This window comes from Paenibacillus sp. J22P169, from assembly GCF_059691995.1.
The window spans coordinates 134,105-153,514 of record NZ_JCAUAO010000003.1; the positions used below are offsets into that span (position 1 = coordinate 134,105).

Consider the following 19,410-nt stretch of genomic DNA (forward strand, 5'->3'; position numbering starts at 1 on the left):
CGATGAACATTTCATTGAGTTTTGAGAAGCTTTCTAAGTTTCCGCGCCATGAAGAACCAAGCACGATTGCTGTTCCTTTTGCGGAAGGGATTTTGTCTGACAGCTCAAAAGTCTCTGTTCTAGACGGCAACGAGGTCGTACCGACGCAGTCCCGAGTAACGGCAACGTGGCCGGATGGCTCTGTGAAGTGGCTGCTGCTGCACTTCCTTGCGGATCTTCCGGCTAATCTTGGAAAGTCATTCATAATCTCAACGGATCATGAAACGGTTTCGCCATCGGAACCAGTTGGGCTTGAGCAACGCAATGGATCGCTTGTGATCACGACAGGTGCGCTGCAAGCTGAGTTGTCAGCTCCGGGCGAAACAGGCATATTCAAGTCGTTGAAGCGCAAGGATGGCTTTCCGACGCATAGCGTAGTAGGTCCGTCGCTTCGAGATGCATCAAACCAGGAGTATGTAGGTGAAATTTCCGCTGATGGCTGGCGCGTTCTCGAAGCAGGGCCTGTTCGGTGCTCGGTTGAAGCGAAAGGGAAGCATCTCAGTGCTGACGAGAATCGCTGGTTCGATTTTGTTGTCCGGGTCTATGCGTTTGCCGGAAAACCGTGGTTGATGGTCGATTATCAGATTATTAACAAGGAGTCGGACAAGGAGCAAGTGATTCATGCTGCCGAGCTGCGTATTCAATCTGCGCAGGACATTCTGCAATCCGAACAGCTTCGATTAGGAATCAGTCGTTTTGGAGCGGATAAAAGGTTGTCTAAGAGCGGAGTAAAAGGAGATCGTTTGTCGTATGCCTTTACGGCCGAATCTCTGAAAAAAGAGTTTATCGAAGACATACCGGAAACATTTTGCGGTACATTCTGGGCAGATATCCATGAACAAAATCATGGTGGAATTAGTGTTACGTTGTTCCAGGCACCACAAAACTTGCCTAAATCTCTGGATGTGACATCCGAAGAAATTAACGTGGGCATTATCCCTGCGGGACATCCTATCACCATAATGCAGGGGATGGCCAAAACACATCGGTTTTTCCTGCATGTGCATGGAGCGGAGGAGACACTGGAGCAGGTTAACGTACGTAGTCTGCAAATGCAGATGCCGGATCATCCTGTACTTGAGCGTGGAGCCTATGAGCAGGCGGGTATTATCGAGGCCATCCCAGGCGATCAATTCATCGACTGGGTCGAGCGTGGATTTTATCGAATGGCGGACGGTCGAGCGAAAACCTTTGGCATGCTGCATTGGGGAGATGCGCCTGACAAGAACTATACGTTCCAAGGCAGAGGCGGCGGTGATTGGGTTTGGGTGAACAACGAGTATGACCTTCCGCATGCGATGATGCATTTGTTCGCGAGAACCGGAAGACGCAGATTCTATGATTACATGCTGCGAGGCGCTGAACACTGGATGGATGTAGATATTTGCCATTATAGCGAGGATCCTTTGCGTCAAAATGGGCAAATCATGCACTCAGCTAATCATGTAACAGGAGTCGTTAAAATATGTCACGAGTGGGTCGAAGGCCTCCTTGATTATTATCACATGACTGGCGAACAATCCGCGCTTGCGGCAGCCATTGGTATTGGTGACAATGTCAGGCTGATCCTTAGTACGCCTCGTTACCAAGGTGAGGGAGGCATTGCCGCTAGAGAAAGTGGTTGGGCGCTTCGCAGTCTCGCAGCCTTATACAATGAAACCTATGAAGAGAAATGGCTGGAAGCTGCAGATCGCATTGTCGACCATTTTGAAACGTGGAAAAATAAATTCGGCACATTCTTGTCCCCTGCTACGGATCACACGGTTTACCGGTCAGGCTTCATGATTTGCGTCGCGGTCAACAGCTTGATGCGCTACTATAAAATCCGCCCACAAGAAAGAATTAAGCAAATGATCGTGGACGTGATGGACGATTATCTGGAGCATTGTTATGTGAAAGAAACGGGCTTATTTTACTATAAAGAGTTACCTAGTACACAGAAACTGCACAGCAATCCGATCTGTCTAGAGGCGTTGTCCTATGCCTATGAATTTACCGGCGAAGTGAAGTTTCTGGAAGCGGGTCGAGCTACGTTCCGCGAAGGCATTGATATCCGTGGGGGTGAGGGAGAAGGTAGAGAAATCTCTGGTGATGCCCTCATTTTCTGGGGAGATAGTCCGAAGAAGTTTGCGCAATATTACTACCCAATTTTCTATTACTACCAAACAATCTTAAAGGTTGGCATGCATCGAGATATTAAATAAACAAATAGAGGAGACAAAATAGGATGAAATTACTGCAATTTTACACAAAGCAGGACTCAGATAAGTTGCAAGTCGGAGTTGTAAAAGGTGAGAACACCATTCAAGCATTGAATGTATCTGGCAGTTCACGTGATGTGATTCGGGGGCTTGCTATATCTGGTAAGAGTGCCGAAGAATACCTCAGTTCACTTGCGGAAAATGGTGCTGTTCATGCTTTGGAGGATGTTAAACTAGCTTCACCTCTGACAGACCCAGAGAAAATTATTTGTATCGGACTCAACTATCATGACCATGTCATTGAATCCAATATGCAGGTACCGAAGGTTCCTGTGCTTTTTCCAAAGTACAACAACTGTTTAACCGGACACGAAGATTTCGTTACGATCCCGAGCGAAGTTTCTCAATGTGATTACGAGGTTGAACTTGCAGTCGTCATTGGTAAAACGGCGAAAAGGGTATCCAAAGAAGAGGCGATGGATTACGTTTTCGGTTATACGGTGTTGAATGATGTCAGTGCCCGCGATATTCAGCTGAACGAACCACAATGGACGCGTGGAAAAGCCATAGACGGGTTCGCACCGACAGGTCCGTGGATTGTTACCGCAGATGAGATTGAAAACCCAGGAAAACTGAACATCTCACTTACGTTGAACGGACAAGTGATGCAGAATTCGAACACAAAGGAATTGATTTTCGATGTTCCGCATTTAATCTCGTTTCTTTCTAATACGATTACGCTTCAACCAGGTGATATCATCAGTACGGGAACACCACCGGGAGTCGGAATGGGCAAGAAGCCTCAGGTATGGTTGAAGCCTGGTGATGTTGTTGAAGCGACGGTTGAGGGAATTGGTACACTACGAAATACGTTTGTAGCAGATTGCTAATGGATATGCTGTCCGAGCGGGAGGCTGACTTATGAAAATCGTGATTGCACCAGATTCGTTTAAAGGCAGCCTTAGCTCAGAAGCGGCAGCCATGGCGATAAGAGACGGGATTCTGCGGGCTATGCCAGTGGCAGAAACCGTCCTTATTCCTATAGCAGATGGAGGAGAAGGAACAGTGGATAGCCTTGTGCAGGCAACACAGGGCGATAAGATTTCCGTTCCTGTGCAAGGCCCGCTGCAAGATGAGGTGACCGCCACGTATGGAGTCCTCGGTGACGGCGTCACGTGTGTGATTGAAATGGCGGCCGCTTCCGGATTAATCTTAGTTCCAGCGGAGCACCAAAGCCCAATGGTGACGACAACGTACGGTACCGGTCAATTGATCCGGCATGCGCTCGATCAGGGATATCGTTCCTTCATCCTTGCGCTAGGCGGTAGCGCGACGAATGATGGTGGTTGCGGCATGCTGCAAGCTCTGGGCTTACAGCTTTTGGATGAAGAAGGGCATGAGATTGGGGTTGGCGGACAAGACCTGCCTCACATTAGGCGCATCGACGCCTCTAGATGGGATGAGCGTATAGGTGAATCGCAATTTACAATTGCTTCAGATGTCACGAATCCGTTCATTGGCCCACATGGAGCATCGCATGTCTTCGGACCGCAGAAAGGTGCGACGCCGGAGATGGTTGAAGCGCTAGATGGAGCGCTCTCCCATTGGGCCGACATCATAGAAACGCATACCGGTATAGCTGTTCATCAGCTGCCGGGGGCTGGTGCAGCGGGAGGGCTTGGCGGTGCGTTTCAAGCGTTTTTTCCCTCGAGCACGAAACGCGGTATCGATGTGGTGATCGAGATGTCTAAGCTAGATGAGCATCTGCAGGATGCGAGTCTCGTGTTTACCGGCGAAGGGCAGACGGATGCCCAGACCGCTTCCGGCAAAGCGCCAATGGGGATTGCACAGGCTGCAGGGCAGCTTGGCATTCCGGTCATCGTCCTATCAGGCTCAGTCGGCCAAGGGATTGAGAAGCTTTATGAATATGGCATGATGAGTATCCACAGTATCGTGGACGGACCGATATCGCTTCAGGAGGCAATGAGCCGTACATCTGATCTGTTAGCGCAGAAAGCAGAGCAAATCATGCGTACTTTTTTAGCGGGGAGAAGGACGGAGGAATAGATCATTTAAATAAACAAGGAGAACTACACACAGGTCTCCCAATAGTGAACTAACGCCAATTCCGGCTTCTATTCATACCAAAAGATACCTATAGCCTATGCACTATTATCATTGTGTTTAGACTATAGGTATTTTTTTATTTGGATGTCCATGATGATTTTATTTGTCTTTTGATTAACTCGAAGATAGAATGTATGACGCAATACACAGATCTCGTAGGTGCCGAGCCAAAAACGATTAAATAGTAGTGGTCGTATGGATACCACAAACAGAAATTATCTGCTAAAATGAGATGCAGGTATATATCGGTAATTTTAACATTATCGAGGAGGATACCCTAATGAAAAGAATTATCGTTTTATTACTCGCAGTCGAAATTACTTATATCCTTGACGCACTTAGTGTTGTCTGAATCTTACAATGAATGTGTATAGATTCTTTTGTAAAAGGTAAATAAGCCACTCCATCAGATGATCAGCTAACCATTTGGATGACTCGGTTATTAATCATTTGAAGAAGAATATAACTTTAATAGATATATCATTGATGATGATCGCAAATGGAGTAAGCGCGTCTAAGTGACCCTTCTGCGTGAAAATTACGGTTTAACACTTTATCGACTTCTTGTTGCGGAGTGGAAGGCGCTTTCTTTTTCTTTCGATGGGTAAGGATGTGGAGATTCTTGTCTTATGTGACACCAGCGCAAGATGTATCCTATAGTGATTTAAATATTTGAATGATAAAGGAGAAATAGATGAACTACATAAATCATTGATACATGCAAGGTATCCCACTTATAAAATGGCTGTCATACATAACAATATTTTTCTTTGGATATGTTTTAAATTTATTGAAACAATACGCCAAACAATAGTGCAAAGAAAGCGAATAACTAAAATTAACAAACATTTAAGTAAAACAACCCATTAATAAAATTTATTAATGAAAAGCCCAGACGAAAAATTAGCGTCTGGGCTTTTTTTCACTATAATATAGTCCTTCAGAAAAGATTTTTAATATCTTGAATTTTGTAGAGATTTTCTTATCGTTTTCTTTGCGACATGAATATTCCTTTAAAGCATGCTATTCCTTGAAAATGAAGTATTAGACTGGAAACATATAGTTGGAGAGAAAATAAACTGTTAGACTCACGCGGCAGCACTCAACTAACAGGCAGATGAGCTGAATAATCTGAATAATAGTCATCGGATCAATCCATATTCCCTTGATTTCCTTCTTTATCACGGACACGGCCCTGCTCAGTATCGAGCGGGGCCTTTGTTTTAGGTTAGCTCAGAGTCTATCCTACAGCCATCCTTCACTTCAACCCGTCTCCTAATTGAATACACGTATATTTAGTCGTAATTAGAGGTGTTCAGAAGGCTCAAGCTGAATAAAATTCAAATGTTTCATTCGGTTTATGACAGATAATACTTCATTAATTCTTGGTAATTCAAGCCATCTTTCGAAACCAGGAAAAAAGGAAGAAAATACAACATCAACTCCTTCTCTCTCCATATCTTCGAGAGCTTTTTTGATCTTTTCATGAAGAAAGATGAGCCGATCCTGATTACTTATAGCCATTTTTCGAATTAAAAAGGCAATAGCTGCAAGCTGGGCGTGTGATGTGATATTGTAAAGCCCTCTGATATCAACCTGTTCATCACCTATCATGATGTATCCCATGGTTGAAACCATCAGCTTTTCTGTACCACTGCCCTGTGGATAGCTCGAAAAGTGATCGGTGGTTATTTTTCTTTCTATCTCCCATTTTGTATGAGGGATACGTTCGCGTGGTTTATCGTGTTCACATAAATTTTTTGCTTCCTGGGTTACGTTTTTTGGCACAAAATTGTCCATCAGGATGATTTGATCGGCAACGGATAAAAATTCACCGCTACCTCCAATAACAAGAACGGAAGATACGTGGGCAGCCTCATAAAGCTCCCTGACACGTTCCGTAAAAGGTGTAATGGGTTCATGCTTGATTAATGAACGCATTTTGATGTCTTGAATCATAAAATTCGTCGCACTTCTGTCTTCATCAATAAGAAGAAGCTTACACCCGACGTTGATTGCCTCCATAATATTTGCGGCTTGAGATGTGGAACCTGAGGCGTAGTCAGTCGAAAACTGTTCAGCCGAACTATTGGGTATCCATTTTATGAAAGGCGTAATATTGATATTTTTTATGGAGCGGCCTTCTTCTGCAGATATTTCCATTGCACTTTGATCTGTAATCACAAATTCTCGTCCGTCGCCTATGCTGTGATTGTAAATCCCCGAATTTAGTGCATCCAGTACTGTGCTTTTACCCGAATAACCACCGCCAGTGATGACCGTCACACCATGTTTTATTCCCATTCCTCGCAAACCACAAATTTCAACTTCAATATCTTCCGGGGATGTAAAAGGCAAGGCACCCTCTAGTGGCCCGCTGTTGTCTTTATTTCTTGGCAAAATGCTGCCATTCGCAATAAACGCACAATAATTACTGGATTTCAGCCATTCGCGAATCATGTTTTGTTTGTTTACCAATGCATAGGCAGCATTTAATTTGTTGAGATCAAACTTGGCAATTAACTCCTCCACTTCTTTTGGAAGCATTTTGCAGAGCATGCGCATAGCTTTATCATTATTCTTGAATGGAAGTTGAACTGTAATCATTAAGCATAGATACCATTTTTCCGAGATGACTTCGACAAAGGATGCATTACGTTGCAACACCACATTGGTTGGACGAAAACAATAAAAAGCACCATTTTCTTTATCAGAACGTGAACGGTTATAAATCAATTTATTTAATGCCTCAATATGATCAACCCATTCTCTTAATGCAAAATCTGAGAGAACAACTTGATCCCTATTTTCATCTAAGCCGAGACGGTCAAAAGGTACTTTTATTGTGATACATGGTTTATCCAGTGTGAGTTTATGTGTCCGTTCAATGTAATAGGCAACATCATTATACCAATAGGTTGGGTCAGATATCGTCCCCCCTTGATCATAGTATGAACCTTCATAAATCAAACTGTAAGATGACTGAGTGGATTGTAATGAGCGAAAATATTGAGCGAGTCTTTTAATAAAGCATCATCCTTTCATATTTGGAAAGCGGGTGAATAACGGGAAATGAATTCCATCCTAAGTAGTACAATACATATTCCCCATAAAACCACCATTATTGTCTTGATCAACCTTTTTTCCTAAAAAAATAACAGCCACTCCGTAAGTGGCTGTCATAGACCGGCAAGAAAGCTTAAACGTTCCTTCTGCCACATATAATAGCTCTGAGAGTGAATCCTACCCTCAGAGCCTAATGTATTCGTAAAAGAATAACTAAAAAGCAACATGAGGATAAGACGTATATTTTTTTGTTTTCATTGTCCTCACCTCGTTACGATTTATTTTTATAGCAACAGAATCATAACATTAAGATCATTCGCAATATAGGGAAAGATTAATTATAATTAACTCAAAGCTAACAGTGAGTTGACAAAATTTTGTAACTCTATTATTATTTAAACAAACGTTTAATTTAAATGAACGTTTAATGAAATGGAGTGGTTACGTGAGACAGACAATAGCAACTTTCTTAAAGCCTGCAACAACAAAGGTAGGGATTATCACAGCGATTACGTTTCAATTGCTGTTTAGTATTATATGGATGACCGGGTACTCGGGAGTTTCCGATAATACGAAGAATTTGAAGATCGCAATCGTTAATGAAGATCAGGCAATGGGTGGCAAAATTGTTCAGAGCCTGCAGAGTAATCTGCCTTTTAAGACAGAAGTTATCGCTTCCGATGAGGAAGCTCAAAACAAACTAAATATGCGCGAAGTACAGATGGTTATGCATATTTCACCGGATTTTTCAAAAAAACTTCAAACACCAGGGCAGACAGCACCGATCAGCTATACAGTAAATGAGTCGAATCCATCTATGACGAAGTCGATCATGCAGTCCGTGGCTGCGAACATTACGGCAACGGTAAATAAAGAAGCAGTGGCAGCAGGGGCATCGGCTGTCCTGACACAGATGAATCCACAGCTTCCGGCTGAGCAAGCGACTCTGATTGCACAAGGGCTGTCGAGTAAGGTAAGTTCGGACATACAAAGCACCAATAAAGTAAAGGATATGCCGAATCAAATGCTGCCGATGATGCTTGTTCTAGCCTCGATCGTGGGCACGATGATTATGGGGATGAACTTCAGCGCAACGACCAATCTCATAGGTGCTTCTCTGACCAAAACGCAAAAAATGGCCGCACGCATCGGCATAACTGTGATTGCTGCGGTTGTCATTGGTCTCATCAGTGCCACTATGGTTGTTGCCTTAGGTGGTTCGGTAGACAAAGGATTTGTCGCGCTTTGGGGCTTTGAATCGTTGTTCTTATTAACGTTTGCTTTGGTTGCACAAATGTTTTTGACATTGTTTGGGAACGCAGGTATGCTATTTAACATTGCTATGTTATCCTTACAATTGGTCTCATCTGGCGCGATTGTACCGAGAGAACTATTGTCCAATTTCTATCATTCTATTAGTAATTTCTTCCCGGCAACGTACGCGGTTAACGGGTTGATGAATATTTTGTTCGGTGGACCTGGTGTTGGCAGCGAAGTTGGCTTTTTAATTTTGATTGCTGCGGTAGCGCTTGTCATTGATATGCTGGTTGTGGTTGTTAAACAGGCTAAGCCAGTACTGTCCACAAATCAAGTCCGATCAAACGCTTAACGATTGATTAGGAGGGCGCTAGGCATGGTTCATCAAGAGTCAGATATGAAAATGAAAATTGTGTTGGCTGCAAAAAAGTTGTTTGCAAAGCATGGTTATGACGCCACTAGCGTACGTCAAATATGTGAGGAGGCCGGGGCCAATGTGGCTCTGGTTTCCTATTATTTTGGTGGAAAAGAGAGCGTTTTCTATGAAATATTTAATAAGTTTCTCCCTATGGATAGATTAACCGAATTTTATAAAGTGGAAGATCCGCTTGCGGGTATTCAAATGGTGATTAGAGAAGTTGTAAAAATTCGAAATGAAGATCCGCAGATAATTAGCCTTATTCAGGTGGAGATTATCACGATTACCCCGCGTGTGGACAAAGTGAGGGAGCTTGTTTTCCCACTGTGGAAAAAGGTTCGGGATTTATTGGACAAGGGCAGACAAGATGGGCTTTATGAGTTTGAATCGCTGGACAGTACGCTCATGTTTGTGTTGGGAGCTATGTTTTTTTACAAGCAACGGGAGTTCTTCGAACCGATGTTTACGGAAGAACGGCCTGATATGGAAACGCTGATAGAGCAAACAACAGCTTTTGTCATGCGCGCGCTCGGTTATCACAAATAGAGGGGAATTGGCGATATGGGAAAAATAAACGAAGCAATTCAATCAACCACATCAAGCAAGCTAGCCAAAACGACTATTGTTTGTTTGGGGGAGCTGTTGATTGATTTTGTGCCAGAGGAGAACGGTCAGGCGCTAGCTGACGTTACGAATTTCGGGCGGGCAGCGGGCGGAGCGCCGGCCAATGTAGCTGCTGCGGTCGCCAAACTAGGCGGCGACGCAAGGTTTATTGGCAAAATCGGCCGAGATCCCTTCGGCGATTACTTGCTGCGCACGCTCCAGGATGTGGGCGTGCAAACGGCTGTGCTGCAGACCGATGAGGCGAAGACCGGTCTGGCCTTTGTTTCGCTGCGCGCGGACGGGGAGCGCGATTTCGTGTTTTTCCGCGACCCGGCGGCGGACATGCTGCTGCGTGCTGACGAAGTAAAGCCGCAGTGGCTGGAAGATGCCGCGGTCTATCACTTCGGCTCGGTATCACTGATCGCCGAGCCTTGTCGTACAGCTACGCTAGACGCTGCACGGCGAGCGAGAGAATTTAGCGCATTGGTGTCGTATGACCCCAATGTGCGGCTAGCCCTATGGCCGAGCGCGGATGCAGCTCGGACTGAGATCCTTGCGCAGCTAGGGCTTGCGGATGTGGTCAAGGTCAGCGAGGAGGAAATCGAATTCCTCCTCGGTGTGGATGTGACCACAGGTGCGCAGCAGCTGCTGCAGCGCGGGCCCAAGGTGATCGTTATCACCTTGGGGGCGCAGGGGTGCCGCGTTGTGACCGCGCGGCAGGATGTCGTGATCGCCGGCGTGCCCGTGGCAGCCGTCGATACGACCGGCGCCGGCGACAGCTTCGTCGGCGGCATGCTCCTACAGCTGGCGGCACTAGGCGTGACGCCAGCTTCTATTGTGGATGCACTGGCTGAAGCCGGAGCTGCTGAACGTATTTTTGCCTTCGCGAATCGCGTCGGCGCTATTACCACGACGCGCAGGGGAGCCATACCTGCCCTGCCAACACTCGCAGAAGTTAATGAGGGGGTCCAGCTGTAGCTGGGTCTCTTTTCTTTGCTCTCTTTCTGCGATAACTACAATTGAATAAGCAAAAGCTCAGTGCAGTGTGAACTTATCGCACGAATCGATTTTCTGAGGTATCTACATCTTCCTGAGTCGAAGGGATAGTGTACATAGATTGAACGCGGGAAAGAGTGAGTGCCTCTGACCTTCTGTTGAAACCCATTTATTTGTAAAAAGATGTTGAAAATTGGAAGTTTATGTGATACTTTAATTATATTGTTTCGAACTTATGATCATACGGTTTGATTTGCGAAGAACGCAAATTTCGGAGATGGATTTTCCGAGGTTTGCGTTTTTTGTTGTGCTCGAAGGAGAAAAGGAAGGAGGTGATCGATTGAATCGCAGGAGAAGCCTGCTGATTAGTGTAGCTGCTGCACTGCTAGCTGGGATGCTCGTATATGGTGTGTATGTGTTACAAGTGAACCAGGTGGAGCTGCAGCAGACGGTACAGGTTGTGGTTCCGAAGGATTTTATTCGTGCGGGCCAGCTTATTCGTGACGATATGGTCGAGTTCAAGGCAATTCAGAAAGGTAGCTACACATCGGGGATGATGACGAAGCTTACTGATGTTGTAGGAAAGGAGTCCATGATTCCTTTGGGGACACTGGAGCCTATTCTGAAGTGGAAGGTGAATCGTTATCATCTGTTACCGAATGAGCAACAGGCAACATTTCAAATTCCCAAAGAGTATCTGCTTTCTGTTTCCAATGGCATCCGAGCGGGAGATCGGGTACGTATATATGTGTCGGGGACCGATGGCAGTTCGCTCAGGTTGTTCGATGAGAAGGAAATTACCGTCGCCTCAGTGAAGTCATCCGCCAATGTGGAGGTAGACAACCCGAAGAACTCCAATTTGCTATCTAAGGTTGAGGGGGATGAACAAAAGATGTATACCTCCAGACTGGAAGCCAATGGCGCCATAGATCAGATCAATTTGAATTTGACGGAAAACGAATGGCTCCAGATCGATCAATTATGCTCAGCAAAGAAGGCGAAGCTGGTGATTGCTTTTAGTTCCACGTCGATTCTTGTTGAGGAGTAGTCCAAAGTAGGATGTAATTTACAGAAAGAGAGGTGAAACCATGTGCAAATCGGTCTAGTTTCGACGGATCAGCGGTTGGTTGATGAGCTTACGAATGTGGTGTATGCGAAACCGTTTGGGTGGCGAATATTTTCGGATGCGAATGATTTACAACCTAAAGCAATAGGACAATGTTATTCACACATCATTCTTTCAGATCGGGAATTGCCGTACGGGGAGCTGGAGGAGTTACTTGAAGGCTTGCAGGGGCAAGAGTCAGCAATGAAAATCATGGTGTTACTTTCGAATTATCATGACGCCTCAATCAATGAGAAGTATTTGAAAATGTGCAAGCTGATGAAGCTGGATTATATTCTCCCGGGACGCAGTACGGCTGTGATTGCGGATGAAATTCGCGCATGGGTAGATGGGGCAAGCGGGGGACAAGCGAATCAGGCGCTTCCTGGTAAGTTAATTACGTTCGTTGGCTCTACACCGAATATTGGTACGACGCTGGCCTCTTTTGGTGTGGCTTATATGTTAGCGATGGAGACTTCGAAGAAGGTGGGTTATCTGTGCTTAAATCTCAAAAGTTCAAAGCTCCATCGTTATCTGGGGCGCGAAGAGCACCTTTTTACGTTGGATGGTTTGAGAGCGGAATTAAAGGCTCAAAGCTTAACGCCAGAAAGGTTGCTCCACGTTTGTGATAAGCCGAAAGAGGCACAAGGCTTGCATATCCTTTACGGGAATATGCTGCGCGAGCAGGCGGAGTTTTTCACGCCATCGGAAATTATCCATTTGCTGCGGGTGGCACGTGGTGCTTTTGACATCTGTATTATTGAAGTGAGCGCGTATTGGGATAATGCGGCGACGGTTAGCGGGCTGCTTGAAGCAGACAGCAAAATTGTCGTCACGACAGGGGATATTGCACATTTTCAGGAGGATTTCTCGAGGTGGATCAGGCAGGTTGGGTCTGTATTTGGCTTGCAGCCGGATGCTTTTGAGCTTATGGCTGTGCAAACGGACCGCTATGCGAAGCAAAGTGAATTCACGATCAAAGATATTCGCAAAGAAACGCAGCTACATTTGATTGGACATGTCAGCCGGCATGGGGATGCCCTCGCTCGTTGTAACCAAGGGAAGCTCTTGGAGATGCTGAACCCCGCACATCCCATGCATCAAGAGGTGAAGGCTGTAGCAAGGAAATTTGCCGATTTTTATAAGCTCCCTTCGAGGGTAAATGTGCGGCAAGCGACATGGTTTCAGAAGCTTATCGCCGGCAAACGCGTGGTTAGCTAAATCCATTTCAGGAGGGTAAGGGAGTGAGTGGGAAAAGGTTTTCGATGATTACTTACATGCACGAACGTAGGACGGAAGAGGCTGTGGTTGGATTCAATCATTATCCGAAATTACATGCCGCAGGCATTGGAAATCCCGATGATGATGCTGGCGAACGGACTAATGAAGCACGTGTAAAAGGAAGCGGTCAAGATCATGCGGGAGCCGGTGAGGAAGCTTTTTTCCAACAATGGGTACAGGAAATTCGCAGTGAACTTGTTGCCTTGAAAGGCAGATCAGAGAGTGAAAAACAGTTATATAACGAGACACTGAATCGGGCAATTTTGGGCTATGAAGAGGACCGTGGCAAGCTGTTGGCCATCATTCATGATCTCGTATCGAAAAGAAGACTTTCGGACATTCCTCCTCAGACCAGCGGTTATACGACATTGCCTGAAGCGATTTTTGCCGAAATTATCGGCTTAAATGTACTGGAACTCGTCCTCAAACAGAAGGAAGGATTAGAGGAGATTCAGGTTGTGGGGAGGCAGATTTTTGAAGTACGTGGAGGAATGGCTAAACCCTCTGCTTATGAGCTTCCATCCATCCGAGAATTAGAGAGAATCCAGCAAAATTTGGTATTGTTTAACCATGACACCCTCAATCCTAGAAAGCGTTGGGCAGAGGTTGTTCTGCAAGACGGTTCGCGTGTGACGATGACAGGCTTCGGCTTCACGGCGGAACCAACGTTGACAATACGCTTCTACACGGTAAAAAGATTTGATTTATCCTCGCTTACCTCGCCAGACCTGGCCACAATGGATGCTCGCATGGAGCTGTTACTTCGTTGTTTTATCCACACGTATTTCAATATGGTCGTCATTGGACCGACAAACTCTGGAAAAACCAACCTTATCAAAGCGATCATTGCCGAAATGGACGATAATGAGCGAATTATTACGATTGAATCCCGATTTGAGTTGAATTTAAAGCGAGATTTTCCCCATAAGAATATCGTTGAATACGAAATAGACGAGGAAGATCCGAGACATTCAGGTTTACAGGCGTTTAAGCTGGCGTTAAGGCAGTCTCCGAAGCGTATTTGTCATGCAGAAATCAGGGACGAAGATGCTAATTTGTATGTTCGCGCTTGTACACGTGGTCATGAGGGCAGTTTGACGACGGTCCATGTGAGTGAGCTGGAAGACGTGCCCGATGCGATTACTGACATGTGTATGTTGGATGGCAGAGGGATGGATTCGAAGCGTTTGACGAAAAGGATTACGGAATATGTGACACATATCGGCATTGAAATGCAGGTTGTTCACGGGAAAAGAAAGATTGTGCGAATCGTCGAATATCGCTACGAAAATGAATGCGTTTTCGTCACGAATCTAGCACTTTATGACAACTCGACAGACAAATGGACATTTCCCGGGAAATTGTCGCTTCATGCATCGCAAAAAATAAGTAAGGCCGATATAAGGAGTTATACGCTGTTGAGGGAGCACGGATTTATTGAAAATGAAGGGAAAGAAGGCGGTTTTGAGCAGTGATTTTCGCCAAATATGTCTTTCTCTTGTTGTTATTTGTGCTCGTTTATGTGGGTTTTCAAGCGCTGCTAGAGCTGCTTATCCGACAACGCAAAGCGAGGTTCAGGCTTTACTATGTAAGAAACGCCACAGTTAGCGCGAGATTAACCTCTTATTTGGAGACATGGGGCTGGGTATATAAGCATATCAAGGAGTTGCTGGAATCCGTCGAATCGAGATTAAGCATGCAGGCGATGCTGACGATAAGTCTACTTGGGTTGTTATTCGGCTTGTTGGCTGGTGGCGTGTTTTTTCAATCCGTAAAAGGTGCTTTTATGATGACGATGATCGGTGCTTCGATGCCCTATTTGCTGCTTCGAGTGAGGCTGGTGAGTGTCCGTTTGCGAACAAGGCTAGAGTTTCTACCTGCTGTTGAAGTCTTTTTCCAGTCTTACATGATGGATCCTAATCAAAATATAAAAATTGCGCTGAAGTATTGTCTAGAGGAAAATCGAATTTTGTATCCGATTAAGCCTGTTTTCGAGCAATTATATCGTCATTTGATGACGCAAAGGGATACGGAGGATAGCTTGCGAATTTTCTCTCTGACGCTTGGTCATATCTGGGCGGACTATTTTACGGGGATTATGCGAGTAGCGTTGAAAGAGGGAAGCTTTGTAGGGGATAGTTTGAAGGAGCTTATTACAGATATGCGTAAAGCACAGCGTTTTGATCAAATGGAAAGAAATCGACTATTGGAAATTCGCATTGCCAATTTTACGCCAATCGGATTCATGGTCTTATTCATGTGGATTAACTTCAAAGTAAATGCAGATAACGCTTATTTGTATTATGTGATTGACCCTGCTGGTCGGAATATGATTTTGGATGCGCTGTTGTTGATTTTTGTATCTTTTTTGATGGGAATCTACTTATCGATGCGAAGAATGTGAGGAGGTGAATACCGTGGTTATGGTCAATACCCAGCTGCTTATGCTGCAGTACGCAACGCGTTTCCTATTATTTATTCTTTTGATGGTGATGATCTATCATGGCCTAAAGCTCATACCGGTCCGCAAGAAGAGATGGCGATCATTACATGTAAAAAACACACTGAGAGAGATTGAAATCCCCTCAATGTTGTATACAATGTTGGGCATGAGTACGAAAGCAGTAGAGGCGAAGCGCCAGTTGTTGTTAGGATGTGGGATTTGGATGAATGCGAACTTGTATGAGAGTGCGAGAAGGTTGATTTTAGGTGGGGCGATTCTAATCGCTGCTATGGGATATGCGGCTTTCGAGCATCCTTGGATCGCTCTGCATATACAGCCTGCGTATGTTCTTGTTAGCGCCGTGGTGGTGTCGATTTTTCTTATATGGGATGGGAAAGTACTTGCACAGCTAAAAGAAAAGCGGTCCCAGCGTATCGTGCGGGATATTTATGCGATCAGTCGACAGCTCTTATACTATAACGATTCGAAATTGAATTTACATGACAAACTGTCCTTATGTGTTGGTCAGACTACGTCAATTCGAGCTCATGTCCAGCTGCTGTTAAATGAATGGTATCAGGGTGCTGAAGAAGCGATTGCTCATTTTAAAAGGAGACTAGGAACCGAAGAAGCTCATAGCTTTGGTGAGACGCTGAATGCACTCAGGTTAAATGAGCACGTGGGCTATTATGACCTGCTGAAGCAGCGTATTCAGGATTATAAAGAGAAGATGGAGCTAATTCGCGACAGCAAGAAAGAAACGGTATCGTATGTGCTCTTTGTGCTTGCTGGTTTACCGATTTTGAATACGTTTCGAGTGTTTATGTATCCTTGGATTGCCGAAGGGCAACGATTATTTGATGCAATTAACTAAAATGTGATGGGGGAGCAAAAAAAAATGAGAAATATTTTGGTAACGGTCATGATGCTGATTGTGGTGGCTCTATTGTTTACAACGATTATTAATGATGGATCGACAGGGATGAGGAAAAATATCGGAACCCATGGGACGACTGCAAATACGAACATTACGGCACTTCAACCCTAGAAAAGGCAGGCGATGTATGAGATCGATTCTTGTTACAGTGCTGTTGATGATTGTCGTCATTAGTATTTATTTCGAAGTTGTAGGGGGAAGTACGGGAACTCGCAGGCAGGTTCGTGATAGCGGGGCAAGAATAAATGTGTCGATCGAGCGGATTAATCCATGAAGCAGATTTTGGTGTTTATCCTTTTTGCGACTATGCTCTGCTGGTTCATGTTCTCTCCAGTCTATAAGCATATCATTATTGTTCGGCAGGCTGTGCTGCAAAAGGAAGTCGATTATTTGCTTGAGATCGGAGCGAATGGCAGGCATGGGTATATCAATGACGCGATGATTCAGGAGTCCAGAAATCGGTTGACTGAAAAAGGCTTCATGGCTGGCGAGATTGTGTATGTTGTAGACACCAACTCTGGTGTTGGGGGAATGGATGCGAACGCACCTGTCTGGCGAGGAACGGGCTTGCGGTTAACGATCACGTATCCGTATCAGCGGCTTTTTGTCATTGATCTGCTTGTCGGTATTACGGTTCCTACTGCATCAGATCGCATGGGGGCGACTGGCATGAAAATGAGTGAATATGTGCCTTGAGAGTTGAGGGAATGGCGTGTATAAGCTGCTTTTAATGATGTTAATGAGCGTGGTGTTTATGTCTTTGTATGCCCTGCAAACCGATGAAGAATTAGCAATGCATACTGTGTTTCAGGGAAAACATGGGCTAAACAATGCGGTACATGCGGCTGCTCAGCAAAGTGATGGGGCCAAGCTGGCACAAGGTATTCATTCGATTGATGAGGCGAAAGCCAGAGAGGCTGCGATGGCGTACTTGCAGACCAATTTACGATTAAATGCGGGTAATGAGCCCTTACTGGATACGTTTTTGCAGAGTACGGTGGTGGTTGACTTATTTAAGGTTGTTAACGAGGGGGAAATATTTCCCTACACGTATCGAGATGATGCGCAGGACTACACGGTCACGCTGAAACGTCCTGGGGTCATTATGTTTATTCGGTTGGCGTTTCCGCGAACTTATACGGTTTTACAGCCGATTACGTGGACGATTAAGTCTTCTGCGGAGATGGTTTATTGAGGGGGAATGAGGGCGGGGTAGGGCAAGACAAGGCAAGACAAGGCGAGGCGAGGGTGAGATCGCTTTAGTCAGCGAAGTTTAACTGGAAAACATACAGCTAATTCGACTGAAAAAGAAGAGTATTTGAGTATAAATGGAAAATGTACAGGTAATTTGCTCGTAATCACTCAAATCGTCGAATTTCAAAGAAAATAACGGGAGGAAATCCAGTTAATCTGTAAATGAGCCCGAAAATGAACTAATTAGGTACAGGAAATCCATCTATTTCATCGGAGTAGGTAGAGATGGAGATGGAGCTAGTGGAAGAGTGCCGATTGAGTGCTATTAGAGTAACGTTAGAGTGCCGCTAGAGCGAGAAAGGGAATTTCAATGTATAATGGAAAGTGAGGTGTTAATCTACGGCGTATAGGAGTCGATTTCGATGACGATTTTTCTGCAAAGGCAGCAATGGCTTCAAGATGAGATGCGTAAGCGAGGGTGGTCAGGCTTCCTGGTCACGCACAATGTCGATATATATTACTACTGCGGCTCAATGCAGATGGGGTATTTGTTCATTCCGACGGAGGGAGAAGCGATCTATCTCGTCCGTCGAAGTTTGGTCCGAGCGGAGGAGGAAGCGGCAGCGGCTGTCGAAGCGCTCGGGTCTTGGAAGACGCTCGGCGAGCGGCTTCGTGCTCGCGTGGGCGGCGGTGACGCAGCGGCGGCTGAGCCGCTGCGTATAGCGACGGAGCTGGACGTGTTACCCGTCCAGCTGCACTTGAAGCTGCAGACCGCGCTGCCCGGCGCGGTCTGGGAGGAGGGTTCGCTGCTCGTGCGAGAGCAGCGCATGATCAAATCGCCGGACGAAGTCACGGCGATTCGGGCAGCAGCGCGCGTCGTGGACGACGCGCTGGAGGCGGTCATCCCCCACATTCGTGAGGGGATGGCGGAATTTGAGCTGATGGCGCTCATTGAGCATCAGCTCAGACTGCGCGGGCACCAAGGGCTGATGCGCATGCGCGCGTACAATTCCGAGTTAATCACCGGAATGGTCGCGTCAGGCGCATCGGCAGCGGTGCCCACTTATTTTGACGGGCCGGCCGGGGGCACGGGGCTTCACCCGTCCAGCCCGCAAAGCTCAGGCCGCGCGCTGATTCGGCGCGGCGACCCAATTCTCGTCGATATCGGTTGCACCATCGACGGGTACTTGATCGATCAGACGCGTACGCTCGTGATCGGGGATCTAGATCCTGAGCTGCAGCGAGCCTATGACGTGGCGGAGGCTGTCCTCCGCGCAACGGAAACCAGACTGCAGCCAGGCACGATTGCCGAGCATCTGTATCTGCTCGCGCTGGATCAAGTGCAGGAAGCTGGACTAGGCGCCCACTTTATGGGGTACGGCGTTGACCAAGTGAAATTCCTTGGTCACGGCATCGGGCTCGAAATCGACGAGCTGCCAGTTCTCGCCAAGGGCTTCAAATACCCGCTGGCGCCTGGCATGGTCATCGCGATCGAGCCCAAGATCACCTTCCCTGGGCGAGGTGTTGTCGGTATTGAAGATACGTATCTGATCACCGAAGATGGATACGAGAAATTGACCGTATCTCGTGATGGGGTACGGCATATATAAGTGCGAAGGGGCTATCCCACTAGGTAAGGGAACGTGGATGCATAATTTACTGCTATAAGCGAATCCTCATTCCCTTTCTTTCGGTGCTTTGTCATGCCTCACAATAATAAGGCTGTCCTGAAAGTAGAAGTAT

Annotated in this window: 17 protein-coding genes; 16 read left to right on the forward strand and 1 reads right to left on the reverse strand. The window is 45.9% G+C overall.

Features of this window, described 5'->3' with window-relative positions; all coding sequences use genetic code 11:
* The first annotated feature begins 2 nt into the window (after positions 1–2).
* Genes AC58QG_RS18475 through AC58QG_RS18485 form a run of 3 tightly spaced genes read left to right on the forward strand, consistent with a single transcriptional unit; the run spans position 3 to position 4,307 of the window.
* Positions 3–2,243 (forward strand): RIFT barrel domain-containing protein, encoded by a 2,241-nt coding sequence (locus AC58QG_RS18475; protein ID WP_497363597.1) that lies wholly within the window; start codon positions 3–5, stop codon positions 2,241–2,243.
* Positions 2,244–2,266: 23 nt separating this feature from the next.
* Positions 2,267–3,130: a fumarylacetoacetate hydrolase family protein gene (locus tag AC58QG_RS18480; protein ID WP_497363598.1), complete on the forward strand. Its 864-nt coding sequence runs from the start codon at positions 2,267–2,269 to the stop codon at positions 3,128–3,130.
* A 31-nt stretch (positions 3,131–3,161) separates the two neighbouring features.
* Positions 3,162–4,307: a glycerate kinase gene (locus tag AC58QG_RS18485; protein ID WP_497363599.1), complete on the forward strand. Its 1,146-nt coding sequence runs from the start codon at positions 3,162–3,164 to the stop codon at positions 4,305–4,307.
* Positions 4,308–5,672: 1,365 nt separating this feature from the next.
* Here AC58QG_RS18485 and AC58QG_RS18490 read toward each other — a convergent pair.
* Positions 5,673–7,337, reverse strand: a complete 1,665-nt coding sequence (locus AC58QG_RS18490) for a P-loop domain-containing protein (protein WP_497363600.1) — start codon at positions 7,335–7,337, stop codon at positions 5,673–5,675.
* A 541-nt stretch (positions 7,338–7,878) separates the two neighbouring features.
* Between AC58QG_RS18490 and AC58QG_RS18495 the strand changes: the two genes are divergently transcribed.
* From AC58QG_RS18495 to AC58QG_RS18555, 13 genes are all read left to right on the forward strand, one after another.
* A complete protein-coding gene (locus tag AC58QG_RS18495; RefSeq protein WP_497363601.1) occupies positions 7,879–9,042 on the forward strand; it encodes a YhgE/Pip domain-containing protein in 1,164 nt (387 codons plus the stop codon).
* A 24-nt stretch (positions 9,043–9,066) separates the two neighbouring features.
* On the forward strand, positions 9,067–9,654 hold the full coding sequence (locus AC58QG_RS18500; protein ID WP_497363602.1) for a TetR family transcriptional regulator: 588 nt from the start codon (positions 9,067–9,069) through the stop codon (positions 9,652–9,654).
* Positions 9,655–9,669: 15 nt separating this feature from the next.
* On the forward strand, positions 9,670–10,689 hold the full coding sequence (locus AC58QG_RS18505; protein ID WP_497363603.1) for a PfkB family carbohydrate kinase: 1,020 nt from the start codon (positions 9,670–9,672) through the stop codon (positions 10,687–10,689).
* A gap of 358 nt (positions 10,690–11,047) precedes the next feature.
* Entirely contained in the window at positions 11,048–11,755 is a 708-nt protein-coding gene (locus AC58QG_RS18510) for a CpaB family protein (protein ID WP_497363604.1), read from the forward strand.
* Between the two features lie 42 nt (positions 11,756–11,797).
* Positions 11,798–13,033, forward strand: a complete 1,236-nt coding sequence (locus tag AC58QG_RS18515; protein WP_497363605.1) for a CpaE/TadZ family protein — start codon at positions 11,798–11,800, stop codon at positions 13,031–13,033.
* A 23-nt stretch (positions 13,034–13,056) separates the two neighbouring features.
* Complete coding sequence (locus AC58QG_RS18520; RefSeq protein WP_497363606.1) at positions 13,057–14,568, forward strand: ATPase, T2SS/T4P/T4SS family; 1,512 nt, start codon at positions 13,057–13,059, stop codon at positions 14,566–14,568.
* The gene (locus AC58QG_RS18525; RefSeq protein WP_497363607.1) at positions 14,565–15,497 is read left to right on the forward strand and encodes a hypothetical protein; all 933 of its coding nucleotides are present in this window, start codon (positions 14,565–14,567) and stop codon (positions 15,495–15,497) included. The genes AC58QG_RS18520 and AC58QG_RS18525 overlap by 4 nt, the downstream gene beginning before the upstream one ends.
* Before the next feature lie 13 nt (positions 15,498–15,510).
* A complete protein-coding gene (locus tag AC58QG_RS18530) occupies positions 15,511–16,410 on the forward strand; it encodes a hypothetical protein (protein WP_497363608.1) in 900 nt (299 codons plus the stop codon).
* Between the two features lie 24 nt (positions 16,411–16,434).
* Positions 16,435–16,584 carry a hypothetical protein gene (locus AC58QG_RS18535; protein WP_236289339.1) on the forward strand — a complete coding sequence of 50 codons (150 nt, stop codon included), beginning with the start codon at positions 16,435–16,437 and terminating at the stop codon, positions 16,582–16,584.
* Between the two features lie 16 nt (positions 16,585–16,600).
* Positions 16,601–16,747, forward strand: coding sequence for a hypothetical protein (locus tag AC58QG_RS18540; protein WP_497363609.1), 147 nt, complete (start codon positions 16,601–16,603; stop codon positions 16,745–16,747).
* Positions 16,744–17,169 carry a hypothetical protein gene (locus AC58QG_RS18545; protein WP_497363610.1) on the forward strand — a complete coding sequence of 142 codons (426 nt, stop codon included), beginning with the start codon at positions 16,744–16,746 and terminating at the stop codon, positions 17,167–17,169. The genes AC58QG_RS18540 and AC58QG_RS18545 overlap by 4 nt, the downstream gene beginning before the upstream one ends.
* A gap of 43 nt (positions 17,170–17,212) precedes the next feature.
* Entirely contained in the window at positions 17,213–17,668 is a 456-nt protein-coding gene (locus AC58QG_RS18550; protein WP_497363611.1) for a hypothetical protein, read from the forward strand.
* Positions 17,669–18,089: 421 nt separating this feature from the next.
* Complete coding sequence (locus AC58QG_RS18555) at positions 18,090–19,277, forward strand: M24 family metallopeptidase (RefSeq protein ID WP_497363612.1); 1,188 nt, start codon at positions 18,090–18,092, stop codon at positions 19,275–19,277.
* Positions 19,278–19,410: the final 133 nt, after the last annotated feature.

What these genes read in the sequence shown, in the direction of transcription:
- AC58QG_RS18550 (WP_497363611.1), top strand. Translation starts at nt 17,213, where the DNA reads ATGAGCGTGGTGTTTATGTCTTTGTATGCCCTGCAAACCGATGAAGAA.
- AC58QG_RS18500 (WP_497363602.1), top strand. Translation starts at nt 9,067, where the DNA reads ATGGTTCATCAAGAGTCAGATATGAAAATGAAAATTGTGTTGGCTGCA.
- AC58QG_RS18535 (WP_236289339.1), top strand. Translation starts at nt 16,435, where the DNA reads ATGAGAAATATTTTGGTAACGGTCATGATGCTGATTGTGGTGGCTCTA.
- AC58QG_RS18540 (WP_497363609.1), top strand. Translation starts at nt 16,601, where the DNA reads ATGAGATCGATTCTTGTTACAGTGCTGTTGATGATTGTCGTCATTAGT.
- AC58QG_RS18505 (WP_497363603.1), top strand. Translation starts at nt 9,670, where the DNA reads ATGGGAAAAATAAACGAAGCAATTCAATCAACCACATCAAGCAAGCTA.
- AC58QG_RS18475 (WP_497363597.1), top strand. Translation starts at nt 3, where the DNA reads ATGAACATTTCATTGAGTTTTGAGAAGCTTTCTAAGTTTCCGCGCCAT.
- AC58QG_RS18555 (WP_497363612.1), top strand. Translation starts at nt 18,090, where the DNA reads ATGACGATTTTTCTGCAAAGGCAGCAATGGCTTCAAGATGAGATGCGT.
- AC58QG_RS18545 (WP_497363610.1), top strand. Translation starts at nt 16,744, where the DNA reads ATGAAGCAGATTTTGGTGTTTATCCTTTTTGCGACTATGCTCTGCTGG.
- AC58QG_RS18485 (WP_497363599.1), top strand. Translation starts at nt 3,162, where the DNA reads ATGAAAATCGTGATTGCACCAGATTCGTTTAAAGGCAGCCTTAGCTCA.
- AC58QG_RS18480 (WP_497363598.1), top strand. Translation starts at nt 2,267, where the DNA reads ATGAAATTACTGCAATTTTACACAAAGCAGGACTCAGATAAGTTGCAA.